This window comes from Pseudomonas sp. QTF5 (assembly GCF_000512695.2).
Taxonomy (GTDB): Bacteria; Pseudomonadota; Gammaproteobacteria; order Pseudomonadales; family Pseudomonadaceae; genus Aquipseudomonas.
This window is the reverse complement of the sequence record NZ_AZRW02000008.1, coordinates 79,783-97,269: the sequence shown is the minus strand read 5'-3', so window position 1 is coordinate 97,269 and position 17,487 is coordinate 79,783. Positions and strand designations below refer to the sequence as shown.

The 17,487-nt window shown below is 55.7% G+C and carries 14 protein-coding genes; 4 read left to right on the top strand and 10 right to left on the bottom strand.

The features are described from left to right. Positions 1-3: 3 nt before the first annotated feature. Positions 4-360 (bottom strand): hypothetical protein, encoded by a 357-nt coding sequence (locus IC37_RS08960; RefSeq protein ID WP_030132506.1) that lies wholly within the window; start codon positions 358-360, stop codon positions 4-6. 27 nt (positions 361-387) lie between these two features. Here IC37_RS08960 and IC37_RS08955 point away from each other — a divergent pair, with 27 nt between their 5' ends. Then, positions 388-1,359 (top strand): GTP-binding protein, encoded by a 972-nt coding sequence (locus IC37_RS08955; RefSeq protein ID WP_030132505.1) that lies wholly within the window; start codon positions 388-390, stop codon positions 1,357-1,359. Positions 1,360-1,509: 150 nt separating this feature from the next. On the opposite strand, the gene IC37_RS08950 is transcribed toward IC37_RS08955, so the two are convergent. Further along, positions 1,510-1,923, bottom strand: coding sequence for a DUF3301 domain-containing protein (locus IC37_RS08950; RefSeq protein WP_030132504.1), 414 nt, complete (start codon positions 1,921-1,923; stop codon positions 1,510-1,512). A gap of 120 nt (positions 1,924-2,043) precedes the next feature. On the opposite strand from IC37_RS08950, the gene pdxY reads away from it, so the two are divergent. Beyond that, the gene (gene pdxY / locus IC37_RS08945) at positions 2,044-2,916 is read left to right on the top strand and encodes a pyridoxal kinase PdxY (protein ID WP_030132503.1); all 873 of its coding nucleotides are present in this window, start codon (positions 2,044-2,046) and stop codon (positions 2,914-2,916) included. A gap of 147 nt (positions 2,917-3,063) precedes the next feature. Here pdxY and IC37_RS08940 read toward each other — a convergent pair whose 3' ends face one another. Next, positions 3,064-3,546, bottom strand: coding sequence for an acyl-CoA thioesterase (locus tag IC37_RS08940; RefSeq protein WP_030132502.1), 483 nt, complete (start codon positions 3,544-3,546; stop codon positions 3,064-3,066). A 197-nt stretch (positions 3,547-3,743) separates the two neighbouring features. Between IC37_RS08940 and IC37_RS08935 the strand changes: the two genes are divergently transcribed. Further along, positions 3,744-5,507 (top strand): cation:proton antiporter, encoded by a 1,764-nt coding sequence (locus IC37_RS08935; protein ID WP_030132501.1) that lies wholly within the window; start codon positions 3,744-3,746, stop codon positions 5,505-5,507. 22 nt (positions 5,508-5,529) lie between these two features. On the opposite strand, the gene IC37_RS08930 is transcribed toward IC37_RS08935, so the two are convergent. The 3 genes from IC37_RS08930 to uvrD all read right to left on the bottom strand — a co-directional run bounded on the left by IC37_RS08930 (position 5,530) and on the right by uvrD (position 9,427). Beyond that, positions 5,530-5,937, bottom strand: a complete 408-nt coding sequence (locus IC37_RS08930; protein WP_008007803.1) for an SMI1/KNR4 family protein — start codon at positions 5,935-5,937, stop codon at positions 5,530-5,532. 137 nt (positions 5,938-6,074) lie between these two features. Then, positions 6,075-6,950 carry a Tim44 domain-containing protein gene (locus tag IC37_RS08925; RefSeq protein WP_030132500.1) on the bottom strand — a complete coding sequence of 292 codons (876 nt, stop codon included), beginning with the start codon at positions 6,948-6,950 and terminating at the stop codon, positions 6,075-6,077. A gap of 293 nt (positions 6,951-7,243) precedes the next feature. Beyond that, on the bottom strand, positions 7,244-9,427 hold the full coding sequence (gene uvrD, locus IC37_RS08920) for a DNA helicase II (RefSeq protein WP_030132499.1): 2,184 nt from the start codon (positions 9,425-9,427) through the stop codon (positions 7,244-7,246). Positions 9,428-9,685: 258 nt separating this feature from the next. Between uvrD and IC37_RS08915 the strand changes: the two genes are divergently transcribed. Further along, positions 9,686-12,556 carry an EAL domain-containing protein gene (locus IC37_RS08915; RefSeq protein ID WP_030132498.1) on the top strand — a complete coding sequence of 957 codons (2,871 nt, stop codon included), beginning with the start codon at positions 9,686-9,688 and terminating at the stop codon, positions 12,554-12,556. Positions 12,557-13,186: 630 nt separating this feature from the next. On the opposite strand, the gene IC37_RS30425 is transcribed toward IC37_RS08915, so the two are convergent. From IC37_RS30425 to IC37_RS08905, 4 genes are all read right to left on the bottom strand, one after another. Continuing rightward, positions 13,187-14,665 carry an RHS repeat domain-containing protein gene (locus tag IC37_RS30425; protein WP_051414913.1) on the bottom strand — a complete coding sequence of 493 codons (1,479 nt, stop codon included), beginning with the start codon at positions 14,663-14,665 and terminating at the stop codon, positions 13,187-13,189. Positions 14,666-14,721: 56 nt separating this feature from the next. Next, positions 14,722-15,012 carry an RHS repeat domain-containing protein gene (locus IC37_RS30420; RefSeq protein WP_256580689.1) on the bottom strand — a complete coding sequence of 97 codons (291 nt, stop codon included), beginning with the start codon at positions 15,010-15,012 and terminating at the stop codon, positions 14,722-14,724. Between the two features lie 65 nt (positions 15,013-15,077). Next, the gene (locus IC37_RS30415; RefSeq protein ID WP_051414912.1) at positions 15,078-15,812 is read right to left on the bottom strand and encodes an RHS repeat protein; all 735 of its coding nucleotides are present in this window, start codon (positions 15,810-15,812) and stop codon (positions 15,078-15,080) included. 17 nt (positions 15,813-15,829) lie between these two features. Beyond that, entirely contained in the window at positions 15,830-17,311 is a 1,482-nt protein-coding gene (locus IC37_RS08905) for a DUF6531 domain-containing protein (protein ID WP_081729431.1), read from the bottom strand. Positions 17,312-17,487 lie beyond the last annotated feature (176 nt).

Here is a 17,487-nt window from a genome sequence, read left to right as displayed (position 1 = left end):
GGCTCAAGGTTTGAGCCAGGTTCCCTGGCTCTGGGCTTCGCAAAAAGGCTTCAAATACGCCGCATCGGTGGCCACGCCGTAATAGTGAATATCCTGCCGGTAAGGCATATTGGCGACTTGAGCGTTGCTGCAGACCCCGAATGCGCCGGTAGGGCATTGGTCGACATACTGCACCTCGACTTTCTGCCCAGGCAGATTCGGCTGGCAGAATCCGTCGGCGAACAATTTTTCCGGGATGTTGCGGTTTTGCTGGCAAACCTTCACGTCGAGCCGCTCAGCCGTGCTGTGCACCACGCAGGCCTGAGCCAGCGCGTCGCCCGATGTGAGCGCCAGAAGCAACGACCATCCCATCAACCGCATTCTTTACCTCCTCAGAAAACCTCGACCATGTTGCAGAACATTCCCACCCACGTCATTGCCGGCCCACTAGGTGCCGGCAAGACCAGCCTGATCAAGCACTTGCTGGCGCAACGGCCCGCGGGGGAGCGCTGGGCGGTGTTGATCAACGAGTTCGGCCAGATCGGTCTGGATGCCGCGCTGTTGACCCAGGACGCCGATGGTATCGCACTGGGGGAAGTGGCCGGGGGCTGTTTGTGTTGCGTCAATGGTGCCCCGTTTCAGATCGGCCTCGGGCGGCTGCTGCGCAAGGCACGACCGGATCGACTGTTCATCGAACCTTCCGGGCTGGGACATCCGGCGCAGTTGCTCAGGCAATTGAGTGAGGTTCCATGGCAAGGCGTCCTGGCGGTGCAGCCGTGTGTGCTGGTGCTGGATGCCCAGGCGCTCGCGGCCGGAAAACCGCTGCCTGAGGCGCAACAGCAAGCCTTGAACAGTGCCGGGTTGTTGTTGCTGAACAAGGCAGAAGGCCTCGACGACAATGATCGTCAGCGAATCGCTGCACAGTTGCCGGAGCGTTCTTTGTACTGGACGCAGCAAGCGGTCTTGCCGTTGAGCGAGTTACCGGGGTTCGGAGCTCAGGCTGTCGCGGGTGTGGATAACTTTGTCGTGCCCAAGGGATTGGCGCAGATGCCAGCCATCTGGACCGACCCCACGCTGCCGATTTGCTTGAGTCAGGCGCAAGAGGGTGGCTGGAGCGTTGGATGGCGGTGGCATCCGAGTCAGATATTCGATGCCGTACTGATTGGGAAGTGGCTTGAGCGCCTTGAATGGCGGCGGGTGAAGTTGGTTATCCACAGCGTCGAGGGTTGGGTGTCGGCCAATGCGCTGGATAACTCGTTACTGGAATGGCAACCCAGCGAATGGCGTAGGGATTCGCGTATTGAGTTGATTTTCAGTGAGTCGCAGGATGTTGAGGTGTTGCAGGAAGGTCTGGCGGGATGCAGGGTTCAAGCGAACTAGCTGATTTCTTGCACAGTCTGTGAAGGCCTCTTCGCGAGCAAGCCCGCTCCCACAGGGGGGCTGTGGTGGACACACAAGTTTGTGCAGCACAACAGATCAAATGTGGGAGCGGGCTTGCTCGCGAATGGTTCTAACAGACGACAACTGCCTTCAAGGCCGCCACTTGGTATGTTCTTGCCGCCACTGGCTCAGTTCAATCACCTCAGCTCTGGGCTTTGTGATATCCACCACCGGCGGTGTGTCATCGAACGGCATCGGGTAAGGCGCGAGTTCGATCTGTGCGCTATGGGCGCCGAACTGGGTGATGGTGCCGGTGTGGCGGGTCTCGCCGGTCACGGTGAATTCGAAGTTATACACACGGGCCAGGCGCCGACGGCCATTGGCGTCTTTAATGAAAGCGATCTTTCTCAAGGCTACATTGCCGTCCAGCAGCTCGATTCGCAGCTTGGCGCAATGCTGCATGACCCGCTCCAGCGCACGTTCGCGCAAGCCGTGGTTGTGCCACAACCACGCGCCACCGGTGGCGAGCAGCATCAGCACGAAGATATTTCCGAGGGTCAGCATCAACAGGGTGCTCCAACAAGATAGTGCCAGCTTAACTGTGTCGCCGGTCTGTCGTACAGGCTGCGTTTGGTCGCATACTGCGCGGCTCGAATTTCAATCGTTTGACGGAAAACTCACCGCATGAAGCGTACACCCCATCTGCTCGCCATCCAGTCCCACGTGGTGTTCGGCCACGCTGGCAACAGCGCCGCGGTTTTCCCGATGCAGCGGGTCGGGGTGAACGTGTGGCCGCTCAATACCGTGCAGTTCTCTAACCACACGCAATATGGCCAGTGGGCGGGTGCAGTGTTGGCCCCGCATCAGATTCCGGAACTGGTGGAAGGAATCGCCGCGATCGGCGAGCTGGGCAATTGCGACGCCGTGTTGTCTGGCTACCTCGGTAGCGCGGCCCAGGGCCGGGCGATTCTCGCGGGCGTGGAGCGAATCAAATCGATCAATCCCAAAGCGTTATACCTCTGCGACCCGGTGATGGGCCATCCGGAGAAGGGCTGCACCGTTCCAGCCGAGGTCAGCGATTTTCTGCTGGAAGAGGCGGCGGCAATGGCCGACTTCATGTGCCCGAACCAGTTAGAGCTGAACAGCTTCTCGGGGCGCAAGGCGCAGTCATTGTTCGATTGCCTGGCCATGGCGCGGGCGCTGCTGGCGCGCGGTCCGAAGGCGGTGCTGGTCAAGCATCTGGACTATCCGGGCAAACTGGCGGATGGCTTCGAGATGTTGCTGGTGACCGCTGAAGGTAGCTGGCACCTGCGTCGGCCGCTGCTGGCGTTTCCGCGTCAGCCGGTGGGCGTTGGCGATCTGACTGCCGGGTTGTTCCTGGCGCGTGTGCTGCTGGGTGACAGCCTGGTGGCCGCCTTCGAATTCACCGCGGCGGCGGTGCATGAAGTGCTGCTGGAAACCCAGGCCTGCGCCAGCTATGAGCTGGAGCTGGTGCGGGCGCAGGACCGGATCGCCCATCCGCGGGTGCGGTTCGAGGCGACAGCGATCAGCCTCTGAGCTTCGCGTCGGCCCCATTCGCGAGCAAGCCCGCTCCCACACTGGTTCTCTGTCGTACACGAAATCTGTGTGCGCTGAAAATCTATTGTGGGAGCGGGCTTGCTCGCGAAGACGATCTAATGAACGCCGTCAAACTGACTGAACAGCTCAGGCGTCGCCCTTGATGTCCTGATAACGCTTTTCCAGTTCCTGACGAATCTGCCGACGCTGCTGGGCCTGCATGTACCGACGCTTGTCTTCACTGTTCTGCGGTTGCAGTGGCGGGACCGAGGCGGGTTTGCGCTGGTCATCCACCGCCACCATGGTGAAGAAGCAGCTGTTGGTGTGACGTACCGAGCGCTCGCGGATGTTCTCGGTCACGACTTTGATGCCCACCTCCATCGAGGTGTTGCCGGTGTAGTTGACCGAGGCCAGAAAAGTCACCAGTTCGCCGACGTGAATCGGCTCGCGGAAAATTACCTGATCCACCGACAGGGTCACCACATAGCGGCCGGCATACCGGCTGGCGCAGGCGTAGGCCACTTCATCGAGGTATTTGAGCAGGGTGCCGCCGTGGACATTGCCAGAGAAGTTGGCCATGTCGGGGGTCATCAATACCGTCATCGACAGCTGGGCGTTTCCGGGTTCCATAACGTACTCACGGGTTCAAGGCAGGATTTCTGGGTTACACCTCTGCGGGTGCCTGGTTTTTCAATCTAACAGTTATCGGGACGCCGGGCGGGAAGCCGCCGTCACGCTCGGATCGATCTGTTTCCATATATTGCACCGTCTTCCCGCCGGAAGTCGCGGTGTTACCCTTCGAAAGCCCACGCCAAGGAGCACACGCCATGCATGCCATCAGTTTCATTCAGGACCTGGCAGTGATCATGTTGATCGCGGGTGTGGTGACCGTGCTCTTTCATCGTCTCAAACAACCGGTGGTGCTCGGCTACATCGTTGCCGGCTTCATCATCGGCCCGCACACGCCACCGTTCAGCCTGATCCACGATGAAGCGACCATCAAAACCCTGGCCGAGCTCGGGGTGATTTTCCTGATGTTCTGCCTGGGCCTGGAGTTCAGCCTGCGCAAGCTGTTCAAGGTCGGCGCCACGGCGTTCATTGCGGCCTTCCTGGAAATCGTCCTGATGATCTGGATCGGCTACGAAATCGGTCGCTGGTTCGACTGGAACACCATGGATTCGCTGTTCCTCGGCGCGATCCTGGCGATTTCCTCGACCACCATCATCGTCAAGGCGCTCAATGACCTGAAGATGAAGAACGAGCGTTTTGCGCAGCTGATCTTCGGCGTGTTGATCGTCGAAGACATCCTCGGCATTGGCATCATCGCGTTGCTGTCGAGCATCGCGGTCAGCGGCACCGTCAGTTCCGGCGAAGTGTTTTCCACGGTCGGCAAGCTTTCACTGTTCATGATTGTCGCACTGGTTATAGGCATTCTGCTGGTGCCCCGACTGCTGGCCTATGTGGCCAAATTCGACAGCAATGAGATGCTGCTGATCACCGTGCTGGGCCTGTGTTTCGGCTTTTGCCTGTTGGTGGTCAAACTTGAATACAGCATGGTCCTCGGCGCATTCCTGATCGGCGCGATCATGGCTGAATCGCGGCAACTGCTGAAGATCGAGCAGTTGATCGAGCCGGTTCGCGACTTGTTCAGTGCCATTTTCTTCGTCGCCATCGGCCTGATGCTCGACCCGATGATCCTGCTGCAATATGCCTGGCCGATCGCGGTGATCACCGTGGCTGTGGTGCTGGGAAAGATGTTGTCCTGCGGCCTCGGTGCCTTTATCGCCGGCAATGACGGACGTACCTCACTGCGAGTGGGGATGGGGCTTTCACAGATTGGCGAATTCTCTTTCATCATCGCGGCGCTGGGCATGACGCTGCAGGTCACCAGCAACTTTCTCTACCCGGTGGCGGTGGCCGTTTCAGTGATTACCACGCTGTTGACGCCGTATCTGATTCGCGCGGCCGATCCGCTGTCGATCAAGCTTGCTGCAGTGATGCCCCAGCGTCTGGGCCGTGTGCTGGGGATGTATGGCGAATGGCTGCGCAGCATTCAGCCTCAGGGCGAGGGCGCGCTGTTGGCGTCGATGATTCGGCGGATTCTGTTGCAGGTAGGGGTGAATCTGGCGCTGGTGGTTGCGATCTTTTTCTCGGGCGCATTCTTCGCCGAGCGCATGTCCGCTTACCTGCAAGCCTGGATCAGCGACCCAAGCTGGCAGAAAGCGTTGATCTGGGGCGGGGCGTTGCTGTTGTCGCTGCCGTTCCTGATCGCCGCCTATCGCAAGCTCAAGGCGCTGTCGATGCTGCTGGCGGAAATGGGGGTGAAGCCGGAGATGGCCGGCCGCCACACACAGCGAGTGCGTCGGGTGATCGCCGAAGTGATCCCGATACTCTCGTTGTTAGTGATTTTCCTGCTGCTGGCGGCCTTGTCGGCCAGTATTCTGCCGACCAACAAGTTGCTGGTGCTGATCGCGGTGGTCGCGGCCGCCGTGGCGGCGCTGCTCTGGCGCTGGTTCATCCGCGTGCATACGCGGATGCAAGTGGCCTTGCTGGAAACCCTGGACAACCACAAGGATTTATCCGGGCATTGACCACTCGGCGCATCAGGGCGGATCAGCTTTCCAGCCAGACGTCCCGCGCCCAGTGCCATACCGATTCCCAGGTTTCTTCGGCGATCAGCTCTTCTTCGGCCAGCCACAGCACCACGGTGCCGTCTTCTTCGACCAGGTAGTAATTGTCACCGTCCTGACAGATCGGAATCATGCTGCGATCGACACCAGCGTCCCAAGCGTTGGCGGCAACGTCAGGCAGGTAGGTGTGGGACTGCGGGTCGGTGACGGTCACCGGCTCCAGGCTGCCGTAGACCACGTCGCTGACGGTCAGCAAAAATTCTCTGAAGACGAACGGGATATCGATGAACAGTTGCTCTTCGATTTCCACAATCTGATCTTCGTCAGGCAACTCCAAGGGGACCGGTACCGGTTCGTTGGCTTCACGCAGTTGTTCGATGATTTCTTCCACGTCCGGGATCCTCTTGCTTGAATGGCGCGGTTTAGTTGGGGCGGTTTATACAGTAGCTCGCTATAGATGCAACCGCGAAATAGAAAACCCCGGCCGAGGCCGGGGTTTTATTACAACAGGTGAAACGCGGGAAGTGATCAGCCGTTCTGGCGGATACCGGCCACCAGCCAAGGCTGGTTTTCGCCCTGTGGACGTTCCATGTTCCAGCTTTCGCTGAACACTTCGCCCTGGTCGAAGCGCGAGGACTTCGACACGCCGCTGAAGGTCAGGGTGGCGATGGTCTTGTCCGCACGGTCATCAACGCCGTCCAGTTGTACCTGGAGGTTGTCGATGTAGGTCGACTGGAAGCCGTCGCCCAGATCGGCACGTTCGCGCTTGAGGAACTCCAGCAGTTGCGGAGTTACGAACTCGGCGATCTTGTCCATTTCGTTGGCGTCCCAGTGTTGCTGCAGGGACTGGAAGTGGTTGCGGGCCGCTTCAATGAAGTTGTTTTCATTGAACCAGGCTGGAGCATTGATCACCGGACGAGCGGCAGCAGGTGCAGCCGAACCGCCGAAGATCGAACCGCCTGCAGGCTTGTTCTCGAACACTTCACGTTGCATCGGCGCATGGCCTGCTGGAGCCATATGCTCTTGCTGCTTGCGACGACGAGCGGCGATGAAACGGAAGACCAGGAAGGCGATGACCGCCATGATCAGAATGTCGAAGATCTGCATGCCCTGGAAGCCGTCGCCCATGAACATGGAGGCCAGCAGGCCACCGGCCGCGATACCGGCCAGAGGGCCGAGCCAGCGCGAAGCACCGCCGGCCTTGGCCGCGGCACCCGCAGCACCGGCCGCGCCCGCAGTGGCAGCAGCGCCGCCTGCAGCAGAAGAAGGAGCCATTTGGCTGGTCTGGTGAGTCGGCGCAGCGCCGGAGCTCTTGCCGCCACCAAAGCGCTTGGCGGCATTGGCGTCGAGGCTCATCGTCAGGCCAATGCACAACGCCATGGCGATGCTAAGAAAACGTTTCATAAAGGGAATTCCCATTTGTGGAAGGCACGCGCGCCATGTTGCACAGCTGAAGTGTTGCTGGCTAGCGACAGAGTGTTTCGGGCTTTTGCTTGACAGGTTATGTTCAGCTTCAGTCAGCGCAATAAGGCCTATTAACTTTGGTCTGTAGGACGAGTGGATAAGTTCTGTAGGACTCAGGGCATCACCCTGTGGGAGCGGGCTTGCTCGCGAAGAACGATGACGCGGTACCTCTGATACACCGCGGTGCTGCCTTCGCGAGCAAGCCCGCTCCCACAAAAGGTTCTCGGTCGCCTTTAGATCGCTTCCAGCTTGGCGTAACCCAGCATCAACCACTTGCTGCCTTCGCTGAAGTTCACCTGTACCCGCGCCTGAGCGCCGGCACCTTCGAAATTCAGGATCACACCATCGCCGAATACCGAGTGCCGCACGGTCTGGCCGAGGCTGAACCCGGTGTCCGGGATCTCGCTGCCGCCGAACAGGCTGCTGGAACTTTGCTGCTGGCCACCGCCGAACGGACGGCTGACGCTGTTGGACAGTCGCACTTCCTGGATCAGGCCTTTCGGCACTTCACGTACGAAACGCGACACCTTGTTGTAGGTCTCGCTGCCGTACAGGCGTCGGGTTTCAGCATAGGTCAGCACCAGATTCTGCATCGCGCGGGTGATACCGACGTAGGCCAGGCGGCGTTCCTCTTCAAGACGGCCGGGCTCTTCCAGGCTCATCTTGTGCGGAAACAGGCCTTCTTCCATGCCCACCAGGAACACGTAAGGGAATTCCAGGCCCTTGGCGCTGTGCAGGGTCATCAGCTGAATGCTGTCTTCGTGTTCGTCGGCCTGGGTGTCTCCGGCCTCCAGCGAGGCGTGACCGAGGAACGCCGCCAATGGCGACTGTTCTTCATCCTCTTCCGGGTTTTCGAAGTTACGCGCGGCGCTGACCAGTTCCTCAAGGTTTTCTACCCGGGCCTGGCCTTTCTCGCCTTTTTCCGCCTGGTGGTAGGCGATTAACCCCGACTGCTCGATGACGGTCTGAGTCATCAGGTGCAGCGGCATTTCCAGGCACTTGGCGGCGAGATTCTCGATCAGCTCGATAAACGCGCCAAGAGCACCGGCAGCGCGACCGGTCAGGCCTTTGTTGGCCACCAGCTGACGCATGGCTTCCCACATTGACACATCGCTGTGGCGCGCATGATCGCGGATCGCTTCGACGGTTTTTTCGCCGATGCCACGGGCCGGAACGTTGATCACCCGCTCAAGGGCCGCGTCGTTGCCACGGCCTTCCAGCAAACGCATGTACGCCATGGCGTTCTTGATTTCTGCACGTTCGAAGAAGCGCTGGCCGCCATAAATGCGGTATGGAATGCGTTCGCGCAGCAAGGCTTCTTCCAAAACGCGCGATTGAGCGTTGGAGCGGTACAAAATCGCGATATCGCTACGAGCCAAGCCGGTTTTCAGCGCGCTTTCGATGGTTTCAACCACGTAGCGTGCTTCATCATGTTCGTTGAAGGCGGCGTACAAATTGATCGCTTCGCCTTCGCCGCCATCGGTCCACAACTCTTTGCCCATGCGCCCGGTATTGTTGGCGATCAGGGCGTTGGCGGCTTTGAGGATCCCGGCTGTGGAGCGGTAGTTTTGCTCCAGACGTATGATCTGGGCATCCGGGAAGTCGTCGGAATACTGATAAATGTTCTCGATTTTCGCGCCGCGCCAGCCGTAGATCGACTGGTCGTCGTCGCCGACCACCATCAAGCTATCGCCACCCTTGGCCAGCAGACGCAACCAGGCGTACTGCACGGCGTTGGTGTCCTGGAACTCGTCCACCAGAATATGCCGGAAGCGCTTCTGATAATGGGCGAGCAGGCCCGGGTGATCGCGCCACAGATCGAGGGCGCGCAGCAGCAGTTCGGAGAAGTCGATGACGCCGGCGCGCAGGCACGCGGCCTCATAGGCTTCATAAATGCTGCGCATGGTCGCCAGGAACAGATCGCCGCTGGCTTGAATATGTTGCGGACGCAGACCTTCGTCTTTCTGCCCGTTGATGAACCACTGGGCCTGCCGGACCGGCCAGCGTTGTTCGTCCAGGCCCAGCTCGCGGATCACCCGCTTGACCAGCCGTTGCTGGTCGTCGCTGTCGAGAATCTGGAAGGTCTGGCTCAGGCCGGCTTCCTGCCAGTGCGCCCGCAGCAAGCGGTGCGCCAGGCCGTGGAAGGTGCCGACCCACATGCCGGCCGGGTTGATACCCATCAGCTGCTCGATGCGATGACGCATCTCGGCAGCAGCCTTGTTGGTGAAGGTCACCGACAGAATGGAGTGGGGCGAGGCGTTCTCGACCTGGATCAACCAGGCGATACGGTGCACCAGCACTCGGGTTTTACCGGAGCCAGCACCGGCCAGGACCAACTGACGACCCACGGAGGCAGCTACGGCCTGACGTTGGGCATCGTTGAGGGAGTTCAGCAGAAGGGAGAGATCATCGCGCATCGGGGCATTCTAGGGTGCGCCGTCACACCGGGCAAACCGAGCTTTGCATTAGCCGATGAAAGAAGCACCGATGACGACCGGTCGGTCACCGGCTGCAAGCGTTGGCGGGGCTCGTCTTGCTGCTTTTGCGCCGATGCGGGTGGCTGATATTTTTGTCTGTTTTATGATCTGGGGCAGTTTGGTCCGGGCATCGGCTTGTGTATGCTCCGTTCACAATTCGGGCTCACGTGCTCACTAATAAGAACAAGAACATTGCCTATGACCCTCAGCTCCGACCTGTCGGGCCCCTCTGTGGAGCCCCGGGTTATCCGCAAACAGTACGCCATGGAAATGGCGGTCGAACGCACGCGCCTGCTGTACCAGGGCTCGCTGTTGCCTACGCTGTTCATGCTGATCAATGGTCTGGTCTGCGCCGGCTTGCTCTGGAGCCCGCAGCGTTACTTCGTGGTCAGCGTCTGGCTGATCTGGTTATTGTCGCTGGTGGCGTTGCGAGTGATTCAGGTCGCGGCCTTCGATTCGGCGATTCCTCACCGTCAGGTCCATCCGGTCTGGCGTCGCATGTTCATGCTCGGCTCTGCCATGACTGGCCTGACCCTGGCCGGTGCCGGCATCGCGTTGGTGCCCGCTGACAATTTCATGCAACAAGCCTGGGTGTTCGGCCTGATCGGCGCAGCAGCCCTCTCGGCCAGCGTCGCTTATGCCGTCAGCCTGCCGGCTTTTCTGTCGTTTACCTTGCCCTGTCTGTTGCCGGCCATCGGCTATCTGTTCTGGGGGGGCGATGAACAGGAACAGGGTTGGGGCTGGTTCGGGCTGATTTTGCTGGGTTCGTTGAGCGTGGTCGCCTGGCAGGTCAATCGGCTGATCGATCAAGGGTTGCTGCGGCGCTTTCAAAATCAGGCCCTGATCGAGCACTTGCAGCAGGCGCAAAGTCGCAGTGACCAACTCAACCACGAACTGGCCAGGGAAATCGATCAGCGTCGCTGCGCCGAAAACGAATTACGCGAAACCCAGGTCGACCTCGAAAACCGGGTCGCCCAACGCAGTCTGGAGCTGGACGCTGCCAACCAGGCCTTGAGCAAGAGCGAAGCGCGGCTGGCGCTGGCGTTGAAGGCGAGTGAACTGGGATTGTGGGATTGGAACCTGCAGACAGACGAAGTCCATCACACTCACCTTCAGGAGCTATTTGGCCTGGAGCCGGAATTCGTGACGGCGATGCTCAGCCACCTCAAACCGCGTCTGCACCCCGACGACTTGCCATCGCTGAAGCGGGCGCTGGTCGAGCACTTGAAGGGCCGCAGCGAGGATTATCAGATCGAGTATCGGGTACGGCATGGCGATGGCCATTGGGTCTGGATAGAGGACCGTGGACGAGCGGTCGAACGCGGCGAAAACGGCAAGGTGATCCGCATGGTCGGCACCCGCCGCGATATCAGTGCCAGCAAGGGCCTGGAAGAGCAACGACAACTGGCGGCGACGGTGTTCGAGGCCGCCAGCGAAGGTATTGTGATTCTGGACCCGAATTACGCGTTGATTGCCATCAATCAGGCCTTCAGTCGGGTGACCGGTTACGACATCGAAGACATGCTCGGGCGCAACGTGGTCGATTTGCCCTGCAGCCGCGACGCCCGCCGGCATTACGCGGCAATTCATCAGGCGCTGGAACAGCAGGGCACCTGGCAGGGCGAACTGGTCGAAACCCGTAAGAATGGCGAGTTGTATCCACAATGGCTGCAATTGAATGCCGTACGCGATAAGCGGGGAAATGTAAGTCATATTGTCGGCTTCTTCGCCGATCTGTCCGCCAGGCGGGAATCCGAAGAGCGTATGCGTTACCTTGCTCATTATGATGAGCTCACGGGCTTGGTCAACCGTGCGTTGTTCCGCGAACGGCTGCAAGAGGCTCATCAGCGGGTGCACCAGGGCGGGCGTCGCAGTCTGGCGTTACTGCATATCAATCTGGACCGTTTCAAGCTCCTCAACGACAGCCTCGGTCACGAAATTGCCGATCAGCTATTACAGAAAATGGCTCGACGGTTAGTCAATGCGCTACCGGAAGCGGACACCATTGCCCGTTTGTCCGGCGATGAATTTGCGGTGTTGTTCGATGCCTATGGCAACCTGTCGAGCCTGGCGCGCGTGGCGACCCGTTTGTCGACCAAACTGCGATTGCCAATCACCGTCGAGGGTCACGAATTGGTGGTGAGCGTGTCGATGGGCATCAGCCTGTTGCCAGACACCGCACGGGAGACTTCCGCGCTGGTCAGCCAGTCGAACATGGCCATGCAGCATGCCAAACACTTGGGTGGCAACAACTTCCAGTTCTATACAGACAGCCTGCAAGCCAGCACGCTCGAGCGTTTGCAGCTCGAGAACAAGTTGCGCAAAGCCATCGAAGAAAAGCAGTTGAACGTGTTTTATCAACCGAAACTCTGCCTCGCCACCGGCCGATTGAATGCCGCCGAGGCGTTGGTGCGCTGGAGTCACCCGACCCTGGGCCAGGTACCGCCGGGGGATTTCATCGGTCTGGCCGAGGAAACCGGGCTGATCGGCGCTATCGGCGAGTTCGTTTTGCGCCAGGCCTGTTGGCAAGCCTGCGAGTGGCAGCGTCAGGGACTGGAGCCGATTCGGGTGTCGGTCAACCTGTCGGTGCATCAACTGCGTCAGGGAAAACTGGTCAGCCTGGTACGCCAGGTGCTGGAGGAAACCGGTCTGGCGCCGCACTACCTGGAACTGGAACTCACCGAAAGCCAGTTGCTGGACAGCGTCGAGCACATCATTGCGACCTTCCAGCAGTTGCGCGATTTAGGCGTGAAGCTGGCGATCGACGATTTTGGCACTGGCTATTCGTCTCTGAGCTACCTCAAGCGCATCCCCGTGGACTACGTGAAAATCGATCAGGCATTTATCCGTGGTCTGGGGGAGAGCACTGAGGATACGGCGATCACCCGGGCGATCATCGCCATGGCGCATGGCCTGTCACTGAAAGTGGTGGCTGAAGGCGTCGAACGTCAGGAGCAACTGGAGTTTCTGCGCGCCGAAGGTTGCGATGAGGTGCAGGGCTATCTGATCAGTCGGCCGGTTGATGCAAACGGCTTAGGGTGGTTATTACGTGAGCAAGATGCTGAATGAGAGCTTTGCTGAGTCAGCAGATAGAGTGCTGACTCAGCAGGAGAAGATTTGCTAAGCAAATCGTCTAATCCACCATGAAATGTATGATTCAAGCTGGTTGTTTGACCATGATATGTACTTCAGTCCTTGGTAATTAGATGAGTGCTGGATGCTTATTGCGTTCGTTCTATTTTCCGGGTATAGCTCGAGTACGGATTCTGGCTTTTTAGGTGTGTAAACTATTGAAGATAAACGACCGTTAATGAATCGAAACTGAGCAATCCCACCGCTAGGATCTCCATTGATTTTATAATTATTTATTTCAAATATTTGATAGTCAAATCGTGCTTTAAATGGGCCTCTGCTTTGCTTGGAGTTCTCTAAGAGAACGGGAGTGTAACCTTCAATCTCAAGGTTGTTCACTATCTGTTGAGTGAGGCTGCAACTGTGAATATTGTTTACTAGCAATGGCGATTCTTTTTGGCAGATTTGGTCCACGTCTGCGGGATAGTAATATTTTGCTGCTATGACAGCGAAGAAACAGATCAAAAATAAGACTGTTGAGGTGATTGTTAGTTTTGAATTTATATGTTTAATAATATGAGCCATGCGACGTTGCCTCCATAATCAGGGCATTGTTCTCAAGAAGAGTCATACAGCTTTTTGGGCAGTCATCAGGTTTTTGCTATCTTTGGCTGCACATAATCCAGCTTGGTTGTTCCAGTCATCCATGGCCCTTTCGTATTTGTTTTGTCCGAAATTCGATACTTCATGTGCCCAGCCGGCAAGTCTGCTTGTTGATTCTCCCCAGTTTGATGCTGCAATCATGCACGATGCGACACAGTGTCTGTAAGCGTCCTGAGGTCCGTTATATTCTCCTGGTAGCTCGCTTCTTTTCGCGATGGTCTCGGCTTTTGAAGACCATTCAAACACAGATTCCAATCCAAACGGATCAACAAATTTCAACGGATTACCGTTCACATACCCATATGTATTCATTCCGCCCTTTAGCCCAGTTGGGTCGGTCTCCAAATAGCGTCCTATCTCCGGGTCATAATTTCTGAAGTAATTGTAGTGCAACCCAGTTTCAGCATCGTAGTACTGACCGGGGAAACGGAGGTTTAGAGTCAAATAACCACTGGCTTTCTCCAAACCAAAAGCGTCAGATTTCCATTCCCATACAATTTCCTGAACGGCGTTCGTTACGATGCGGGGTGTGTTGAGGTGGTCGCTATGAATGTAGAACGGATTGCTATTAGTCAATGCACCTGCCGAATCATAATTAATACTCACACCGCCCAATGGCAGGCCATCAAGCCAGAAATAGTATTGACTTTCGAGCTTCTTGCCTTCGCTATTGAACATCGTTTCGCCTAACAGTTGACCATCAGGTCCATAGAGAAATGTTGTAACGCCTTGTGGGGTAATTTTCTGGGTGCGTTGACCTAGAACGTTGTAGCGAAACTGAACCCGGATCATCCCATCAATCTTCACGCTGCTCAGGCGATTCTGTTCGTCGTATGAGAATTGGCGATTGGCGCGGTCTTTGATTAGATTGCCTGCCGCATCGGTGCTCACCAAATGGTCGTCAATCTGGATCAAGCGATTGTTACTGGCGCCATACTGGTAGGTCGTGACTGCACTGTCTTGCACCTTGCCGTCGACCTGAGGAGTGAGAGTTTTGTTGGTGCGGTTACCCACCGCGTCATAAGTGAAGGTTTGCTGTCGGGTGGCATTTGCTTCTTCTGTCAGGCGATCGAGCGGGTCATAGCTGTAATTCAATTCACCGACCGAGTTGCTTTGTACTTTGGTGATGTTTCCGGTGGCATCGTAGGCATAGGTGTTACTCCAGCCGGCGACGGTTTGAGCAGTCAACCGATAGTCCAGATCGTAGGTACGTTGAAGCGTAGTGCCATTCCCCCAGGTGAGGCTTTTGAGCGGGCCGAATGGTAGATAGGTGAGGTCCTGCGCAAAAACAACGGGCTTGTCTGTGCCCCGCTGAATTTGCACTTGGTTGATCTGCCCGGCAGCGTCGCGAAAATAGTGAATGCTGAATCCAGCCGGATAGTCGAGGCGGTTGAGCCGATTGGCCGGGTCGTACCCGTAACCAATTCTTTCGGACTGAGCCACGTCAATCGTAGAGGGCGTATGCAGTTGCGCTATTAGATTGCCGTGTGCGTCATAGTTTAGTTCTGCACACCGTTCGTATCCTCAATCGCCGTCAGGCGACCGACTCCCTTGTTTCCTGCTGCAATCGAGTCGTAATGGAAACGAACATCAAGCTTTGGGTTCGCCGGATAGCGACGACTAAGCAATCGATTCAGAGCATCGTACGCATAGGACGTGACTACCCCTCGAGCATCCGTTTTTTCTGTGATGTTGCCGGCTGCGTCATATTTGTATTTGCTGGTGCCGCTATCGGGACTGTCTAACTGAGTCAGGTTACCCAAGCCATCGAAGTGATAATGGGTGCTCACCCCCCGTGCGTCGCGGACGTGGGTGAGGTTGTCCTGAGCGTCGTACTCAAACTGAGAAGTGCCGTTTAATGGATCGGTGCTCTTAAACGATTGAGCGGGTCGTAGGCGCTGCTATAGCTAGCATCGCGAGGGGTGACGGTAGTAATGGGATTGTCATTAAGGTCGTATTGCAGATGATTCGTTTGGCCACTAGCTCCTATCGAATCAAGCAACCGCCCCAGTTCGTCATACACCCATCGATGCTGTTTCGTTAGCTTTCCTGCATTGTCCTTCAAGCGTACTACTGTTTGGTTACCCATTGGGTCGAGTTCAAATTCAGCTTGCTCCATTAGGTTATTCGTAATTCGGATTAATCGTCTTGCGTCGTCCCAAGTGTAAGCAAGCCAGCTACCATCGCCTTGGGTCAGTCTGGTTATGTCCCCGGTAGCATTGTAATCGAATTGTGTTGTACTGTTTCCTACGCTGACAGATGATAACCATCCTTGAGGCATATAACTCAGTGAAGTTACGACGCTATTAGGATCAACAATTGTCTGCGGATTTCCTATGTAATCGTAGTTTGACATCTCAGTGGTATGCCCAAGTGCGTTAGTAACGCGCATCAGGTTGCTATTTGAGTCATATTCGTAGCGGGTGATATCGCTCACATCGATTCTTGGCCCATCCGAAGATTCGAGCAAGCCAGTGGCATTGTAAGTGAATGACCATCCGCGCTCTGGGGCTTGCCAGAGTGGGACGGTAATGAGAGTGCCGCCGATTGCAAGCGCCAGAAGGCCTACTCTTAATAATAGTGTATTCATGTTCAGATCCTTCTGAATCAATGTGTTTCAATTGTTTGGCTGAGTTTTCGTCCTTCAGCGTCATAGGTATATAGGATTGATCGGTTTGGTTGTTGAATACGCAAGGGAAGGGGCCGCGTAGCGTGCCACTCCGTGGTAATAGTCCTTGATTCAGGCGTTCCACTTGCGTCGATGCGCGAAGTGACCAAGCCGCGGTCGTTATGGGTGAATAGCGTAGTGATGCCCTTACCGTCAGTTTGCGATGTCAGAAATCCGCGTTCGTCGTAGGTAAATGTCGAATTACTTTGTGGACAGCTACTAGCGGTTGGTTCTCCGATGATCGAGGTTATGCGTTTGGCACCTTGAAAGTAACCAAATTTATAAGTTGTATTTTTTCCCAAGGCGTTTGATACAGTGGTTGAATCGTCAGGGTTATATTGGACGGTAACTTTCTCAGTGCCCAGCGCGTGTTCGCTGGAGATTGCCCGACCGTATTGGTCGTAAGTCCATGCCGCATATTTAATTCCACGTTGATCTTCAATCGCTGTTAAAAGCCTGCTGTCTCGTTGGTCTTCATAAAAATATCGTCTTGTTTCCTGAAACTCAGGGTGGTTTTTTATGACCGAAATGAGTTGTTTGTATTTGTTATATTGGTAGCGTATTTTGATCTGTCCCACCTTTAAACTAAGGGGTTGCTTTCTTGAGTCTTCAGTAAATTGAAGTGAATTGCCGAAACTATCGGTTACCGTAGCGACTGTGTCCGAGTAGCTGATAGTGGTGGACAAACTGTGCCTTCGCGTATTTACAAGTTTTCCACTATTATCGAATACTAACGTCATGCCGTTAGTCGATTGGTATATCCAGCGGTTGTCATGCTGATTGAGCGTACTTGCTTCAGTTGCTTCGCTAACGTATAAGTGCCCGATTTTTTTGAATACGTATTGGTTTCCATTGTTGTGTATAACTGTGACTGAATTGTTTTCAATATTCAGCCTGTCTGAGTAATTATGAACCCATAATCCATCAGCACTTCTGTAGTATCTTGTGAATTCGATAGCATTTTCGCGATTATTGTTAGATGGAAATGAGTAATCTGTTTCTGACTGCAACTTGTAGCCTGTCGAAAAATCGATAGGGTTACCAGCGATACTCGATGGACAGGCGTAGCTAGCTTCTAGAAACTCACACTGACCTGAAATGCTGTTAAATTTCTTTCCTTTTGTGCAATGTTCTCCGTAGAGCATTATAGCTAGAACTCCATAGGAGTCGTCGACCGGGTCATCGCCATATATCATGTGACAATCCCAAGCAAGTTTATCCTCTCTTTCTATGGTGGGTGTGTAGTTCCATGCGTCTTCACTTTCCTTGTGTAGCCATCGACAACCTGATTCTGGCGAGGAAAATTTTTCAGGAATCCCCGATTCGGGCTGAAATTGCCAATAATAGTCTTCGCCTAACGAATTTTGAGTTGTTAAGAGGGCGCACAATAAGATTGGTGTGCATTTCTTTCTGATTTTCATATAGACCTTCCGTGGTCAGATATTCTTTAACGGGTGTTCTTGTTTTATATCAGTAAATTAATCATCCGTAGACTATGGAAATAAAATGAAAATAATTGTGTGCGGGGTCATTTGCGGTTTATGTAGACGCAACACCAGATAAATTATGTGTCAAAAATTGTTAATGTTGATTTATC

Excerpts from the sequence above, each read along its gene's own strand:
- IC37_RS30415 (WP_051414912.1), bottom strand. The coding sequence starts at position 15,812 with ATGAATACACTATTATTAAGAGTAGGCCTTCTGGCGCTTGCAATCGGC.
- IC37_RS08955 (WP_030132505.1), top strand. The coding sequence starts at position 388 with ATGTTGCAGAACATTCCCACCCACGTCATTGCCGGCCCACTAGGTGCC.
- pdxY (WP_030132503.1), top strand. The coding sequence starts at position 2,044 with ATGAAGCGTACACCCCATCTGCTCGCCATCCAGTCCCACGTGGTGTTC.
- IC37_RS08925 (WP_030132500.1), bottom strand. The coding sequence starts at position 6,950 with ATGAAACGTTTTCTTAGCATCGCCATGGCGTTGTGCATTGGCCTGACG.
- IC37_RS08905 (WP_081729431.1), bottom strand. The coding sequence starts at position 17,311 with ATGAAAATCAGAAAGAAATGCACACCAATCTTATTGTGCGCCCTCTTA.
- IC37_RS08960 (WP_030132506.1), bottom strand. The coding sequence starts at position 360 with ATGCGGTTGATGGGATGGTCGTTGCTTCTGGCGCTCACATCGGGCGAC.
- uvrD (WP_030132499.1), bottom strand. The coding sequence starts at position 9,427 with ATGCGCGATGATCTCTCCCTTCTGCTGAACTCCCTCAACGATGCCCAA.
- IC37_RS08935 (WP_030132501.1), top strand. The coding sequence starts at position 3,744 with ATGCATGCCATCAGTTTCATTCAGGACCTGGCAGTGATCATGTTGATC.
- IC37_RS08915 (WP_030132498.1), top strand. The coding sequence starts at position 9,686 with ATGACCCTCAGCTCCGACCTGTCGGGCCCCTCTGTGGAGCCCCGGGTT.
- IC37_RS08950 (WP_030132504.1), bottom strand. The coding sequence starts at position 1,923 with ATGCTGACCCTCGGAAATATCTTCGTGCTGATGCTGCTCGCCACCGGT.
- IC37_RS08940 (WP_030132502.1), bottom strand. The coding sequence starts at position 3,546 with ATGGAACCCGGAAACGCCCAGCTGTCGATGACGGTATTGATGACCCCC.